This window comes from Anaeromassilibacillus sp. SJQ-5 (assembly GCF_054108045.1).
Genome location: NZ_JBPJWQ010000001.1, coordinates 316,380 through 330,180 on the forward strand (window position 1 = coordinate 316,380; position 13,801 = coordinate 330,180).

15 protein-coding genes are annotated in these 13,801 nt (G+C 58.3%); 2 read left to right on the forward strand and 13 right to left on the reverse strand.

Annotated features, from left to right (window positions below):
• Window positions 1-82: 82 nt before the first annotated feature.
• The 12 genes from ACSAMM_RS01285 to ACSAMM_RS01340 form a co-directional block, all read right to left on the reverse strand.
• Complete coding sequence (locus tag ACSAMM_RS01285; RefSeq protein ID WP_457789219.1) at window positions 83-1,675, reverse strand: ArnT family glycosyltransferase; 1,593 nt, start codon at window positions 1,673-1,675, stop codon at window positions 83-85.
• A 26-nt stretch (window positions 1,676-1,701) separates the two neighbouring features.
• Window positions 1,702-2,412, reverse strand: a complete 711-nt coding sequence (locus tag ACSAMM_RS01290; RefSeq protein WP_457789220.1) for a glycosyltransferase family 2 protein — start codon at window positions 2,410-2,412, stop codon at window positions 1,702-1,704.
• Window positions 2,413-2,424: 12 nt separating this feature from the next.
• Window positions 2,425-2,841 carry a GtrA family protein gene (locus tag ACSAMM_RS01295; protein WP_457789222.1) on the reverse strand — a complete coding sequence of 139 codons (417 nt, stop codon included), beginning with the start codon at window positions 2,839-2,841 and terminating at the stop codon, window positions 2,425-2,427.
• 361 nt (window positions 2,842-3,202) lie between these two features.
• Window positions 3,203-4,774 carry a riboflavin biosynthesis protein RibF gene (gene ribF / locus ACSAMM_RS01300; RefSeq protein WP_457789224.1) on the reverse strand — a complete coding sequence of 524 codons (1,572 nt, stop codon included), beginning with the start codon at window positions 4,772-4,774 and terminating at the stop codon, window positions 3,203-3,205.
• A gap of 53 nt (window positions 4,775-4,827) precedes the next feature.
• The gene (truB, locus tag ACSAMM_RS01305) at window positions 4,828-5,709 is read right to left on the reverse strand and encodes a tRNA pseudouridine(55) synthase TruB (RefSeq protein WP_178724001.1); all 882 of its coding nucleotides are present in this window, start codon (window positions 5,707-5,709) and stop codon (window positions 4,828-4,830) included.
• 125 nt (window positions 5,710-5,834) lie between these two features.
• The gene (locus tag ACSAMM_RS01310; protein ID WP_457789226.1) at window positions 5,835-6,800 is read right to left on the reverse strand and encodes a DHH family phosphoesterase; all 966 of its coding nucleotides are present in this window, start codon (window positions 6,798-6,800) and stop codon (window positions 5,835-5,837) included.
• Window positions 6,793-7,152 carry a 30S ribosome-binding factor RbfA gene (gene rbfA, locus ACSAMM_RS01315; RefSeq protein WP_457789227.1) on the reverse strand — a complete coding sequence of 120 codons (360 nt, stop codon included), beginning with the start codon at window positions 7,150-7,152 and terminating at the stop codon, window positions 6,793-6,795. Before rbfA ends, ACSAMM_RS01310 begins: the two co-directional genes overlap by 8 nt.
• A gap of 302 nt (window positions 7,153-7,454) precedes the next feature.
• The gene (gene infB, locus ACSAMM_RS01320) at window positions 7,455-9,803 is read right to left on the reverse strand and encodes a translation initiation factor IF-2 (protein WP_457789229.1); all 2,349 of its coding nucleotides are present in this window, start codon (window positions 9,801-9,803) and stop codon (window positions 7,455-7,457) included.
• Window positions 9,800-10,132 (reverse strand): ribosomal L7Ae/L30e/S12e/Gadd45 family protein, encoded by a 333-nt coding sequence (locus ACSAMM_RS01325; RefSeq protein WP_178724009.1) that lies wholly within the window; start codon window positions 10,130-10,132, stop codon window positions 9,800-9,802. The genes infB and ACSAMM_RS01325 overlap by 4 nt, the downstream gene beginning before the upstream one ends.
• Window positions 10,125-10,394: an RNase P modulator RnpM gene (rnpM, locus tag ACSAMM_RS01330; protein WP_178724011.1), complete on the reverse strand. Its 270-nt coding sequence runs from the start codon at window positions 10,392-10,394 to the stop codon at window positions 10,125-10,127. Before rnpM ends, ACSAMM_RS01325 begins: the two co-directional genes overlap by 8 nt.
• 55 nt (window positions 10,395-10,449) lie before the next feature.
• Entirely contained in the window at window positions 10,450-11,511 is a 1,062-nt protein-coding gene (gene nusA / locus ACSAMM_RS01335; RefSeq protein WP_457789231.1) for a transcription termination factor NusA, read from the reverse strand.
• A gap of 32 nt (window positions 11,512-11,543) precedes the next feature.
• Window positions 11,544-12,098 (reverse strand): ribosome maturation factor RimP, encoded by a 555-nt coding sequence (locus ACSAMM_RS01340; protein WP_457789233.1) that lies wholly within the window; start codon window positions 12,096-12,098, stop codon window positions 11,544-11,546.
• Window positions 12,099-12,340: 242 nt separating this feature from the next.
• On the opposite strand from ACSAMM_RS01340, the gene ACSAMM_RS01345 reads away from it, so the two are divergent.
• Together ACSAMM_RS01345 and ACSAMM_RS01350 are read left to right on the forward strand one after the other, a co-directional pair.
• A complete protein-coding gene (locus ACSAMM_RS01345) occupies window positions 12,341-12,853 on the forward strand; it encodes a superoxide dismutase family protein (protein WP_457789235.1) in 513 nt (170 codons plus the stop codon).
• Between the two features lie 160 nt (window positions 12,854-13,013).
• Complete coding sequence (locus ACSAMM_RS01350) at window positions 13,014-13,184, forward strand: hypothetical protein (protein ID WP_178721836.1); 171 nt, start codon at window positions 13,014-13,016, stop codon at window positions 13,182-13,184.
• A gap of 64 nt (window positions 13,185-13,248) precedes the next feature.
• Here the strand turns inward: ACSAMM_RS01350 and ACSAMM_RS01355 are convergent, their stop codons facing one another.
• Window positions 13,249-13,773: a ferritin gene (locus tag ACSAMM_RS01355; RefSeq protein ID WP_178721837.1), complete on the reverse strand. Its 525-nt coding sequence runs from the start codon at window positions 13,771-13,773 to the stop codon at window positions 13,249-13,251.
• Window positions 13,774-13,801: the final 28 nt, after the last annotated feature.

A 13,801-nucleotide genomic window follows, 5' to 3' on the forward strand; every position in this document is an offset into this window, starting at 1 on the left:
CGGGTAAAGGATGGCATGTGCAAAACATGCTCAAACAGTATAACACAGGGGGCAGGGTTTGTAAAGAAAAAATTCCACAGTGTTATTGCTTGTGATAAACATGGAAGTAGCCGCCATCAACGGCTCCGGTTCCTTCCACGATGCCCACAAGGGAATAGCCATCCAATACAGCGGAAAGAATACGATCGCGGGGCGTATCGGGCCGGAGTGTCGTAGCGTTCACCGGTTCCTTACCCGCGAAAAAGACGACGTAGTCGGCGGCCTTCTCCTGAACATAAGCCAGCTGGGAATCAAGAACATCAGGATAGTCCTCATAGGGGATATTGGGCTTATAAAAATATTTGCGGGGCGGAACGATATCCAACACCGTGTAAAAGCCGCGGCTGAGCATATCCAACTCCAACAGTGTCGGCTTTTCTTCCGGACCGCTGCGGACAAGCGCCGCAACTTCTGACTGACAAGTGGTAATGGTACGGCCCGGTTTGTTCTTGTCCTTGGTAATAAACATTCGGCTGTTATTTACTACAACCAGAAGGATACAGGCGGCCAACAAAGCGGGAAGGCAGGGCTTCAGCCGATTCATAGCTTTAGGCAGGGTGGATTCCGGAAAAAGTCGAAATAGGGCTACGAAGCCAAAAACGGCAAAGATCAGAAACGGCAGGTGGGAATAGGCATAGGCTTTGCCGTAAAAGACGATCAGAATTAAAGCTAGAAAGCTCAAACAAATGGAGGCGCGGTACGCCAAACTATAGGATTTCAAGAAAAAAAGAACATAGAGGAATCCGCCGATAAATGTAAAACCGATTATAAAGGAGGAGAACAAAAAGTTCTGAGATCGACCCAGAGACTGCATAATCCGGACGGATAGGCTGTGTTCGTTGAAGGAGTAAAGCTTGTTAAAGGAGATATAAGCCTCAATAAAAGAAGACAGACTGTCGGTTGCTAAGGCATATGCGAGATAGGGAAGCGCGACGACTAAGATGCCCAGAACCATGCAAGCAGCCGCTTGAAAAAATAGCCGTACTTTTTTTTGAAACAGCAGAGAAAGAAATACAGGGACGAGAAGCCCCACCCAAAAGACGGCCAAATTGAACTTGATTAGACAGACGCTTCCCATTAAAATCCCCATCACAAACAGGCCGAAGCGGGAAACGGTTTTTCGTTTGGCATCCCGAGTGATCAAATACAAACTGACGGTCAGAAAGGGAAGTGAGAATTCCTCCGGGCTTCCCCCTCCCATGTCTAGTTGTTCAGGGAGATAGTAAACTCCGGCCCCGAGAATAAAAAAAGTGACCAGGATGGAGGAAAAGAAGGCGCGAGGGGAACTGTCCAGGAGCAGACGCGCTGTTTTGTACAAAAATAGCAGGGCGATATACATTGAAATAATCTGAAGAACGAATACACCGATAAAGCTGGTGGGACTCATCAAGTATCCCGCTGCGTAGATAAAATACAAAAGAGGACCTTTATGATCGAATAAATCCCGATACGGCACCATGCCGTGGACGATGCCTTTTCCCATTGTAAAATACGTATTAGCGTCTGTCCAGTCGTTTATCACATATAAGGGCGAAGATGACGAACAAAAAAACAGGGCAAGAATCGTATACGCCAACAACAGAATTTCATACCGGCGGTTATACAGTGTATCCAGGCATTTGTTCAGACTATGCACATAAGTTACCTTCTTCCCAAGACGGTTTAAGGGACGATCGCCTTTTTGAGCGAGGAAAAATCCTTCACGGCTTTTTTTCCAATACCAATAATTTTTTTGAAATTGATGCTGTTGACGCCGCCTTGACGAGGCCGAAATGTAATTTCCACATAGCGACCACGCGCCTTGGCTTTTTCATACAGCACGGTGACCAGCACATTGGACAAATTATAGCCCTCTGGTATTTTAGCGATATGCTCCTGAAGAGTGGCGGCGCTCATCAGGCGGAACGGCGTGTTGGCATCGGTAATCCACAGACCGAAGGAGAAAAAAAGAACCAGCTTGAGGGTCTTAGTGACGAGTATCCGGCTGAAACCGTCCTGCCGGTGTTTCCGATAGCCGATTTGGAAATCATAGTCAGAACGCTTTTCCCACAGGGGCCAGAATTCGTCCGGAATGGTCTGCCCATCTGAGTCCGTCTGGAAAATGTAATCCGCACCTTGAGAAATGGCATATTGATACCCCCAAAGTACGGTGCCCCCATGACCGCTGTTTTCTTTGGAAACGGGTTCCAGCTGAGGAAGGACATTTTTCAGTTCCAGTAACTTCTCATATGTGGAGTCCTTGCTACCGTCGTTAATAATCACCAACCGGCTGTCCTCCCCGATTTTTTCGACGATTTGGTGCCATTCACGCGCAACATCTTCGATAGTCTCTTCTTCGTTGTACGCGGGAATGACAATATACAGCTTGTCCATATTGTTTCCTCCCTACTTCGTTTCGGTTTTCTCTTTGGATTCGTTTTCTGAGAACGCCAGAACCCGGTTAATCAAAAATTGTACGGCGGCCACAATCAATACAGAGACAATTTTAACGAAGGTAACGGAGTAGGGCGTAAAAGTTCCCAGCCAAAGTATTCCCTGAGACAGCAACAGCCCCAGCAGCCCGGTTATATAGAACAGGAGAAAACGTTTCAGAACTTTATCGGTTTTTTTGAAGTTATATTTACGATTCAGAAAAAAACTCATAAAGATGCCACAATGAACGCTGATGGGATTTGCCAGATATTCGTTCAGGCCGGCCATGTGGAAAAGAAAGTTAAACACGAGAGTATCCAACAAGGCAGATGACGCACCGATAACACCGTACAAAACAAATTGCCGCAGAAATGTTTTGTTTAAGACCAAAACATCCACTCCTTAAACAGATCGATAAATTATCGTGTTCATTATACTTCAAATAATTATAAAATGTCAAGAAAAAGAAGGAAATATTGTATGAAAAAGTGTAGGATTACAATACATGCTGGACAGGTAAATAAAAAGATAGAAGGATGAGGCGAAATCGGTTAAAGTTGAGTTGCCACACTTAACGATACCGAGAGGAAGCCATATCCTTCATGAGCAAGAATATAATACCGGACATGGTATACAGACAGGTGAGATTTCGAACATTTTGTTGGGATTTGGCGATACTTGTCGTATATCGATTGCGATGTTTAACTATTTGTAAAAGAAATAGAGACGAAAAACGGGGGCCTCCGACAAACTAAAAAATTTCGGTCAGTTCGGATAGGGTGTGGATTTCGGTGACATTTTCGGGATGGAGGGGGCCGTCGAAGGCGTTGATATAAATCGGACGCATGCCAGCCCGGCGGGCGCCCTCGATATCATTGACCGGGTGATCGCCCACATACACGCAGTTATGGCAGCCAACGCCCATGCGGGAGGCGGCCCGGCGGAAGATTTCGGGATCCGGCTTGTGCAGATTTTCATCGCCCGAGACCACGCAGAGATCCACCAGCGGACGCAGAGCGCAGACATCCAGCTTTCGATTCTGCAGCACGGAGGGGCCGTTGGTGATGATCCCCAGCAGATAGCCCTTATTCCGCAGGGCTTTCAGCGTGTCCACCGCGTCGGGAAACAGGGTGGAATACTCGGGAAAACGAAACTGAAATTCCCGATAGATATCGCCGACCTCGGGGGCGTCATGCCAGTTCCACCGCTCGAACAGGGAGAGAAAATAATCGATATAATTGACGTAGCCGCCGTTGTTGAGGGCGAGCATCTCCTCGGCGCGGGCCGCTTTCTGCCCGGGAGAGAGGGCGGGAAAGTATTTATCCAGGAAAAAGGCGCAGTAGCGCCGGAAGGCCTGGGGCCGGTTCTGCAGGGTATCGTCGAAGTCAAAGAGGATGGCGCGCACGCCGCCGCCGTCGTCCCCCATCACGGCCGTGCGGGCGGCCGCGGCGTCCTTGAGAATTTGCTTTTGAAGAGCTTCGATGGAATCAAATTTGGTTTCGGGGCGGAGGAATTTGACCAGAGACACCGGCACCGGGCGGCCGTAAAGATCGCCGCTGAAATCCGCGATCCAGGTTTCGGCCAGGGGGGCGTCGGCCCCCACGGTGGGGCGGATGCCGACATTGGTCACCCCGTGGGTTACCCGGCCGTCCACCTCCACCGAGGCGGCGTAGACGCCGAATTTCGGCCGGATAAAGTGGGGGGGCAGCGGCTGGTTGATGGTGGGGGTACCCAGCAGGCGGCCCAGCTTCTGCCCGCCCACCACGGGGAAATCGATGGTAAAGGGGCGGCCCAGCATCCGGGCGGCCTGCTGCACCTCGCCCTGCTCGATAAAGCGGCGGATGCGGCTGGCGCTGACGGGCAGGCCGTCCACCTGCACCGGCTCCACCAAGCGCAGCTGGATGTCGTATTCCTCGCACAGGGTACGCAGCATATCGGCGTTGCCGGCGCCATCCTTGCCGAAGTGATAATTGAAGCCGCAGGAGACCACACGGGCATGGAGCGCACCCCGCAAGACGTCGCGGACGAATTCCCGGGGGGACAGATGGCGGATGGCGGCGAAATCGGCGCGGAACAGCTCTTCCACGCCGAGAGATTCCAGCACCCGGTTTTTGGCGTCGGGGGAAATCAGCTCCCAGGCGGCGTCCTTTGGCAGGGCCCAGGGCGGCTGCTCGAAGGTGAAGACTGCCGAGACGGTGCCCTCCACCCCCACGGCCCGGGTGATGACGGCCCGGTGGCCGATGTGCACCCCGTCGAATATTCCCAGGGCCACCGCCCGGGGAATATCGGGGATATCCACGCCGGGGAATGCGATTGTTTTCATGGGTAGTCACGCCTTTCGTGGTCAAGAGAGAGTACGGGCACGGGGCGGTATGTTCAAAAGAGCTTCAAGATTTTCAGCGCGCCGTCTTCCGGCTTCCCCAGGCCCAGGAACGCGCCGTCTGGGCCGTACACCCGGACGGGGCTGGTCACCGGCTGCTTCAGACGTTCCAGATCCAGGGCGCCGCCGTTGCCGAAGCGGACAGCCTGGGCGGCGGTGACGGCCAGGGAGGGGAACGAGGAGAACGCGGAGTCGGTGGGGAGCACCCGGACGGCGAGTTCCCCGGTTTCCGCCAGGCGGCGGGCCTCCTCCAGGGGCAGGCAGTCCTCCAGGGTGTAGCCGGCGGCCATGGTGCGGCGCAAGGCGGTCATGATAGCGCCTGCACCGTCCAGCCGGCGGCCCAGATCGTCGCACAGGCTGCGGATATAGGTGCCGCGGGAGCAGTGACAGTCCAGCCGCAGTTCCCCGGCGGCGGGATCATAGCCGAGGATATCCAGGGAATAGATAGTCACGGGACGGGCTTCCCGCTCGATTTCCACCCCCTGACGGGCCAGGTCGTACAGCCGCACGCCGTCCTTTTTCAGGGCCGACATCATGGGCGGGATTTGCCGGATGCCGCCCCGGAAAGCGGGCAGGGCGGCTTCAATGGCGGACAGGGAGGGCAGCGGACGGCCGGTAGGGGTGACGGTTCCCCATACATCCAGGGTGTCGCTGGTATAGCCAAAGCGCAGGGTGGCGGTGTACCGCTTATCGTGGACGGGGAGCAGGTCGAGGGCACGGGTGGCCCGGCCGACCAGGATGGGCAGCACGCCGGTGGCCATGGGATCCAGCGTGCCGCCGTGGCCGATTTTTTTCTCGCCCAGCAGGCGGCGCAGGGCCGCGCAGCATTGGAAGGAGGTCATATCGGCTGGCTTATCGAGGCAGAAGATGCCGTCCATAGGGAGGTTTCTCCTTTCGCGACTTTTAAAAAAGCTGCCCCGGCGGCTGGTGCCGTCCGGAGCAGCCGGAATGCATAAGGGAAAGACAGCGCCGTTTCCCCTATGTATACGTACACGACGCCCGTTCAGGGACGGGTGATGGCGGGGACGGAGGCTTCGATAGCGGCCAGCAGGCGGGCAACGCCCTCCTCGGCCGTACGGTTCATCGCGCAGCCCGCGGCACGCACATGGCCGCCGCCGCCCAGACGGCCGCAGATATCCGCGGCGTCGGCATGGTTGCCGGTGCGGACGCTGACCTTGAAGTTGCCGTCCGGCTTCTGGCGCAGGGTGACGCCCACCCACACCCCTTCGATTTGCCGGGGGATGGGGGCCAAGCCCTCCATGTCGTTCTCGCACGCGCCGCTCTGCTCCACCATATCGTTGGTGATGATCATGATGGCGCAGCGGCCCTGAAAATAAAAGGTCATGGAATCCAGAGCCAGCCGTTCCAGCTCCACCCGGGCGCGGGACTTGACATCGAACATGGTGCGGTTAATCATCTCGCAGGGGATGCCGCACTCCATGAAATCCGCGGCCATCCGGTGGGCCTCGGCGGTGGTGTTGGCGTACTTGAAGCAGCCGGTATCGGTGGCCAGACCGGTATACAGGCACTGGGCGATGTCCTTATCCAGCGCCACGCCCAGCTGCTGGATGACCTGGAAGATCAGCATGGCGGTGGCGGCGCAGCCTGCGTCCAGCAGGAGGCTTTGCGCGTATTCCACGTTGGAGCCATGGTGGTCGATACACAGGTCCACCCGGTCGCCGTACACGCTCAGCCCGCCCAGCAGCTTGACATCCGCCACGTCTACCGCGCAGACATAGGCGGGCTCGAAATCCGGCATAGGGATATGGGCGGTCATGTACTCGTATTTCTCCGGGATGGGGTCGGAGCAGGCCACCCGCACGGTCTTGCCCAGCTTCCGCAGGGCGAGGCAGAGGGCGAAGCCGGAGCCCAGAGTATCTCCATCGGGAAACTGGTGGGTCAGAATCAGGATGTGGTCGGCGCCGTCCAGCAGGCGGGCGGCCTGGGAGGCGGTCACGCGTTCACTCATCCGCCGACGCCTCCTTTTGGAGATCGAGGAGGGTCTTGGCGATGCCCGCGCTGTAGGCGATGGAGTCGTCGGCCACGAAGCGCAGTTCGGGCGTATGACGCAGGTGCAGGGCGGTCCCCAGCTCGTGGCGGATAAAGCCCTGTGCGGAGGTCAGGCCCTTGACGGCCGATTTGGCGGCTTCCAGCCCCTCCATGGCGCTGATATACACCTTGGCATAGGACATATCGTTGGTGACCTCCACCCGCACGATGCTGAGCATGCCGCTGACGCGGGGATCCTTGACATGGCGGAGAATGGCGGTCAGCTCTCGCATGATGTCCTCACTGGTGCGATCCAACCGATAGCTAGACATAGGCAGTCTCCTTTTCCGGCCGCAGCCGGATCCCGGGAACTCGCCGGGACGGTTTCACTTACAGGTTAGTGTGACACATCCGCCCGCAAACATACGCGGACAGCAGAAAATTGAAAGGAAAAAGGCCCGGTGCCGCCATCCGGCGGCAGGAAGGCGAGAGCCGACAGGGCGTTTTTCCAGGGATTGATGGGCGTCAGCCCTCAAGAACGGTAGAAACCAGAAAAAGGCCCGATGCCGCCATCCGGCGGCAGGAAGGCGAGAGCCGACAGGGCGTTTTTCCAGGGATTGATGGGCAACGCCCATCAATCCCGGTATTCCTCGATGATATAGGTCTCGTAGATGTCGCCCTCTTTGATGTCGGTGAATTTTTCCAGGCCGATACCGCATTCGTAGCCCTGGGCCACTTCCTTCTGGTCGTCCTTGAAGCGCTTGAGGGAAATCATCTTGTCGTCGCCGATGATGATGCCGTCCCGCACGATGCGCAGCAGGTCGTTGCGGTAGACCTTGCCGTCCAGCACGTAGCAGCCGGCCACCAGGCCCACACCGGTGATGCGGTAGACCTGCCGGACTTCGGCGCGGCCGTGGAGCACTTCGCGGGTCTTGGGGGTCAGCATGCCCTTCATGGCGGTTTCAATTTCCTCGATGCACTCGTAAATAATCCGGTACATCCGCATATCCACGCCGCTCTGCTCGGCGGCGGTCTGCGCCAGGGGCTCGGGACGGACGTTGAAGCCCACGATGATGGCGTTGGAGGCGGAGGCCAGCATAACGTCGTTCTCGCTCACGGCGCCCACCGCCCCGTGGATGACCCTCACCCGCACCTCATCATTGGACAGCTTTTCGAGCGACTGGCGGACCGCTTCCACCGAGCCCTGCACGTCGGCCTTGACGATGATGTTCAGTTCCTTCATGTCGCCCTGCTGCATCTGATCGAACAGATTATCCAGGGTGACCTTCTGGTACTGGCTGAACTGCTCTTCCTTGGCGGCGGTTTTCCGCTGTTCCACCAGCTCGCGGGCGAGCCGCTCGTCGGTGACGGCGTTGAAGATATCGCCGGAGGTAGGCACCTCGTCCAAGCCCATGATTTCCACGGGGACGGAGGGGCCGGCTTCCTGCAGCTTCATGCCCTTTTCGTCGGTCATGGCGCGCACGCGGCCCACGGCCGTGCCCGCGACGATGACGTCGCCGGCGTGGAGGGTGCCGTTCTGCACCAGCACGGTGGCGATGGGGCCGCGGCCTTTATCCAGGCGGGCCTCCACCACGGTGCCTTTGGCGGCGCGAGCGGGGTTGGCCTTGAGTTCTTTCATCTCCGCCACCAACAGGACGGTTTCCAGCAGCTTGTCGAGGCCCATGCCGGTATGAGCGGACACGGGAACGACGATGACGTCGCCGCCCCATTCCTCGGGAACCAGCTCGTGCTCGGTGAGCTGCTGCATGACCTTATCCGGGTTGGCGGTGGGTTTATCCATTTTGTTGATGGCCACGATGATGGAAACGCCCGCGGCCTTGGCATGGTTGATGGCCTCGATGGTCTGGGGCATGATGCCGTCGTCGGCGGCCACCACCAGGATGGCGATATCGGTGACCTGAGCGCCGCGGGCCCGCATGGAGGTAAACGCGGCGTGGCCGGGGGTGTCCAGGAAGGTAATGGACTGTCCGTCGATGTTCACCCGGTAAGCGCCGATGTGCTGGGTGATGCCGCCGGCCTCGCCGGAGGTGACGCTGGTCTTGCGGATGGCGTCCAGGATGGAGGTCTTGCCGTGGTCAACGTGGCCCATGACCACCACCACCGGATCCCGGGGCTGGAGGTTCTCATCGTTGTCCTCGCTGTCGTCGATGATCCGCTCCTCGATGGTGACCACCACCTCGCGCTCCACCTTGGCGTGGAATTCGCCGGCGACCAGATAGGCGGTGTCGAAGTCGATTTCCTGATTGACGGTAGCCATGACGCCCAAGCCCATCAGCTTTTTGATGACCTCGGCGGAGGTGGCCTTCAGCCGGGTGGCCAGCTCGCCGACGGTAATGGTTTCGCCCACCGTGATGGTCAGGGGCTTGGCCTTGCGTTCCATGGCGATCCGGCGCAGCCGCTCGGACTCGGTCTCCCGGCGGGGACGGGGCTTGCGGTACTGCTGGGATCTCTGGTTGAGCTTCTGCTTTTTCACCGCGCCGCCGTCGCCCCGCACCTGCTTGGAGGCCTGGGCCAGGTTGTCGAATTTTTCGTCGTACTTGCCCACGTTCACCTGGGGGGTGCGGGTATCGATGGTGCGCCGTTCCACCGGTGCCTTGGGGGGAGCGGGCGCCTTGGGCGCGGCGGGCCGGGCCGGCTGACCGGCGGCGGAGGCCGGACGTGCCGGGGGGATTTTACCCGGCATCTGGGCGATAGATTTCGCCGGGGCGGCGGTGGCCGCCGCTTCCGAAGCGGCAGGTGCCGGCTCTTCTTTCTTTTCCTTCGCCGTGGCGTAATAGGCATCGAAATTCTCGGTCTGATATTTCTGGGTATAGTGCTCGAAAATCAGATCGAGCTCGCTCTCCTCGAGCGCGGTCATGCTCTTTTTGGGCGTGTCGATGTATTTGGCCAGCAGCTCGATAATCTCCTTGCTGGGCACGTTGAAATCCTTCGCTACCTCGCTGACGCGGTATTTCATCATCATAAGGCTTCATCCTCCTCCAAGTCATGGCAGATATGCTTTTTCATAGCTGCCGCAAAACCCCTGTCGTCCACGGCGGCGACGCCCACCGGCTTTTTCAGGCCGAGAGCGCGGCCGATGGCCGACTTATCCAAGGGGATTTGCACAATGTCCGCCGCTTTGTCCTTCCCGATGAAGCGGAGCTCCTTTTCCGTTTTGGGGGACAGGTCGCTGGCCAGAAGCACCAGCACGGCCCTGCCTCCCCGCAAAAGATCCGCCACCGCGTCGAAGCCGCAGGTCATATGCCCGGCGCGGCGGGACAGGCCGAGCAGGCCGGTCAGTTTGTCATTCACTTGCCTCGAATTCCTCCTCCATGCGATCGTACACCTCGGCGGGAATCGGACAGGAAAAGGCTTTTTCCAACCGTCTCGCTTTGCGGGCCAGTCTCAGGCAGTCGACGCGGGGACAGACATAGGCGCCGCGGCCCGGCTTGCGGCCGGTCAGGTCGAGGGAGACCTCGCCTTCCGGGCTTTTGACCACCCGGACAAGCTCCTTTTTCGGTTTCATTTCGCCGCAGCCCGTGCATTTGCGCAGCGGCGTTTTTTTCACGTGCATCGTCTGACTCCTTCCTGGCGGGACATGTGCCTATGGGAAACCCGGTGGCCGGGTATTATTCTTCGTCTTCTCCGTAGAAGCCGCTTTCGGGGCGGATATCGATTTTCCAGCCGGTCAGCTTGGCGGCCAGCCGGGCGTTTTGCCCCTTGTTGCCGATGGCCAGGGACAGCTGGGCGTCCGGCACGGTGACCCGGCAGGACTTCGCCCCTTCGGGATCCACCTCCACCGACAGCACCCTGGCGGGGGAGAGGGCCGCGGCGATGAACTTCTCCGGCTCGTCGCTGTATTCGATGATGTCGATTTTTTCGCCGCCCAGCTCGTCTACAATGCCGCCCACACGGGCGCCGCGGGGGCCGATGCAGGCGCCCACCGCGTCCACGTTTTCGTCATGGGCCAGGACGGCCAGCTTGGTGCGGGAGCCGGCCTCGCGGGAAACCGCCTTGATTTCCACAACGCCGTTGAAAATTTCGGGCACTTCCATTTCAAACAGCCGCTTGACCAGGCCGGGGTGGGTGCGGGACACCAGGGCGCGGGGACCCTTTTCGCCCTCGCGGACGTCCACGACATATACCTTGACGTGATCGCCCTCCCGTAGCACCTCGTCGCCGATCTGCTCGCTTTTAGGCAGGACAGTTTCGGCCTTGCCGATTTCCAGGGTGGCGGCGCCGGTCTTGGGATCCACCCGGGTGACCAGGGCGGTGACCAGCTCCTGATTGCGGCGCTGGAACTCCTGCATCTGCTGGCCGCGCTCGGCCTCGCGGATGCCCTGACGGATGACATGCTTGGCGGTCTGGGCGGCGATACGGCCGAACTGCTTGGTTTCCAGCTTGATTTCCACCGTTTCGCCCACCAGGGGTTTCTTGGTATATTTGGCCGCCTCCTCGGGGAGCATTTCCTCGTCCGGATCCTCGACCTCTTCCACGACGCGCTTGAACAGGGAAACGGAAAACTCATTGGTGGCTGGGTCCATGATGACGGCGATGTTTTCCTTGCCGCCGAAATCCCGCTTCACCGCGATGATGATGGCGGCGCGGATTTTCTCCAGCAGGTAATCCCCGGTGATCCCTTTTTCCTTTTCCAGCAGCTTGAGCGCTTCGAAAAATTCAGCGTTGTTCATGATTTTTACAAACCCTCCAAAAGCCTTCGGCTTTATATTTCAAGTGAATTCCCGTCATCGTCCAACCCGTCGTCGTCTTCGATTCCGTCGTCCCAGTCCTCGATGGCGTGAACACAGGACACCTCTTTCTTGTCGAAGGAACGCAGGGTGCCGTCCTCCTCCTCGATGGTGAGCACCTGATTTTCCAGGCCGCGGAGCAGGCCGGCGAATTCCCGCACCCCGTCCTGGGGACGGTACAGCTTGACCGCCACGGCCCAGCCTTCGTAATAATCGAAATGCTCGGGACGGGTAAGCTCCCGGTTAGCGCCGGGGGAGGTGACCTCCAGGCAGTAGGACTGGGGGATGGGATCCGCCTCGTCAAGCAGCGTGCTCATCCGGCGGGACAAGTCCACGCAGTCGTTGATGGAGACCGGCTCGCTCTCCTTGTCGATGATAATGCGGAGGATCCAGGAGGCGCCCTCCTTGACAAACCGCACATCCCACAGCATGAGGCCGAGCTCCTCCGCCACTGGGCCGGCCATGCCGGCCACGACGGCCGCCGTGCCGCCGGAGGGGGCGCCGCCCGCTTTGGCTTTTGTTGTCGCCATTGATTCGCCGTTCCTTTCCGTGCCCGGGGGAGAACCCTGCCGGGAGGTTCCCACAATACAAAAGAGCGGGTCACCCCACTCTTTCATACAGCGTATATACTAACTTCGTATTAGTATAGCACAGACCGCTTCCAAAAGCAAGAAAAAAATTGAAGTTCCTGGGAAGGAGTGACGGTCCGTTCCGCCGATACATAGTATGGACAGGGTATATCCTTATTATCTATAGAAAGGAGGTATGCAGGATGGAGTTAATATCCGCGCAAAACACGCGGCGCTTCGCCCGCATGATGTTGGAGAGCCGGCCGGCCGCCAGAGCTTCGGTCAAAGGCGATCGGGCGCACTGGGGCCTGCACGGCAGCGTCAGCTTTTACCCGGCAGGAAGCGGTACTCTGGTGGTGGCGGAGGTGTTCGGCCTGCCAGGCACCGGACTGAAAGCGGGCGGGAAAAACGGCGTTTTCGGCTTTCACATCCACAGCGGCTCCCAGTGCACGGGCGACGAGACGGACCCGTTCAAAAACACGGGCCCTCACTTCAATCCGGAAAACGCGGAGCATCCCTGGCACGCGGGGGACATGCCGCCCCTGTTCGCCAACGCGGGGTATGCTTTCCTGGCCTTTTATACCGATCGCTTTACCGTCCCGGAGGTGGTGGGGCGCACCGTGGTCATCCACGACATGCCCGACGACTTCACCACCCAGCCGGCCGGAAATTCCGGAAAGAAAATCGCTTGCGGCGTCGTCAAAGCGAATACATGAACGTTAAAAAAATTTTTTGCCTGCATAATCCGCGGGCCGATGCAGAAAATAGAACTGCGGGGAATCGGAGACGACCGTTTGTACACGTCGAGCGGCCGCCAGGTTTCCCCGAGGACTCGTCAAAAATTTCGGAATGTGTAAACGTATGGAGGTTGTCATCATGTCGAACAAACAAAACCAGCAGCAGAACAGCCGGCAGCAGAATCAGCAGCAGAACAATCAGCAGAATCAGCAGCAAAACAATCAGCAGCAGAACCAGCAGAACAAGCAGTGCCCCAGCAATCAGCAGCAGAATCAGCAGAACAAGCAGAACCAGAGCAAGTTCTTCTAAGCTTCCGGTCCGCTGCCCAAAGAACCCAGCCGCCATGGGGCGGCCGGGTTCTTTGTTTTTCCTGTCAATTGTTTACGGCGGGCGCGGCGAATGGATCGACGAATACCCGGGCGGCCAGTTCGGTATCCAGGGCGTAAAGCATGGCGGCGTTCTCTCCGATAAACCGCAGCTTCTGCACCAGTAGGCCAGCGGTGGATTCCTCCTCCACCTGTTCGTTGACATACCACTGGATAAAGTTATAGGTGGCGTGATCCTCTTCCTTCATTGCCAGGGTAGCGATGGCGCCGATATATGTGGTCACCTGCTCCTCATGCCGCAGGGTCTGCTCAAAAATATCCAGCAAATCGCGGAAAGTCTCCGGCGGGGCGGGAACCGCTTCCAGACGCGGCCTGGCACCTCGCTCCAGCGTGTGATCCAAAATGTGGGTGCCGTGAGCCAGTTCCTCCCGCGCCTGCACCCGCAGCCAGTTGGCAAAGCCGGGAAAGCCCTCATGCTCACACCAGTCGGACATGCTGAGATACAGGTAAGCGGAATACAGCTCGGCGTTAATCTGCCGGTTCATGGCTTGGACGATGGTTTCTCGCAACATTAAAAATCCTCCCATCCTGCGCGGGGCG

Excerpts from the sequence above, each read along its gene's own strand:
- truB (WP_178724001.1), bottom strand. The coding sequence starts at position 5,709 with ATGGACGGCATCTTCTGCCTCGATAAGCCAGCCGATATGACCTCCTTC.
- ACSAMM_RS01355 (WP_178721837.1), bottom strand. The coding sequence starts at position 13,773 with ATGTTGCGAGAAACCATCGTCCAAGCCATGAACCGGCAGATTAACGCC.
- nusA (WP_457789231.1), bottom strand. The coding sequence starts at position 11,511 with ATGAACAACGCTGAATTTTTCGAAGCGCTCAAGCTGCTGGAAAAGGAA.
- rbfA (WP_457789227.1), bottom strand. The coding sequence starts at position 7,152 with ATGTCTAGCTATCGGTTGGATCGCACCAGTGAGGACATCATGCGAGAG.
- ACSAMM_RS01340 (WP_457789233.1), bottom strand. The coding sequence starts at position 12,098 with ATGGCGACAACAAAAGCCAAAGCGGGCGGCGCCCCCTCCGGCGGCACG.
- ribF (WP_457789224.1), bottom strand. The coding sequence starts at position 4,774 with ATGAAAACAATCGCATTCCCCGGCGTGGATATCCCCGATATTCCCCGG.
- infB (WP_457789229.1), bottom strand. The coding sequence starts at position 9,803 with ATGATGATGAAATACCGCGTCAGCGAGGTAGCGAAGGATTTCAACGTG.
- rnpM (WP_178724011.1), bottom strand. The coding sequence starts at position 10,394 with ATGCACGTGAAAAAAACGCCGCTGCGCAAATGCACGGGCTGCGGCGAA.
- ACSAMM_RS01310 (WP_457789226.1), bottom strand. The coding sequence starts at position 6,800 with ATGAGTGAACGCGTGACCGCCTCCCAGGCCGCCCGCCTGCTGGACGGC.
- ACSAMM_RS01350 (WP_178721836.1), top strand. The coding sequence starts at position 13,014 with ATGTCGAACAAACAAAACCAGCAGCAGAACAGCCGGCAGCAGAATCAG.
- ACSAMM_RS01345 (WP_457789235.1), top strand. The coding sequence starts at position 12,341 with ATGGAGTTAATATCCGCGCAAAACACGCGGCGCTTCGCCCGCATGATG.
- ACSAMM_RS01290 (WP_457789220.1), bottom strand. The coding sequence starts at position 2,412 with ATGGACAAGCTGTATATTGTCATTCCCGCGTACAACGAAGAAGAGACT.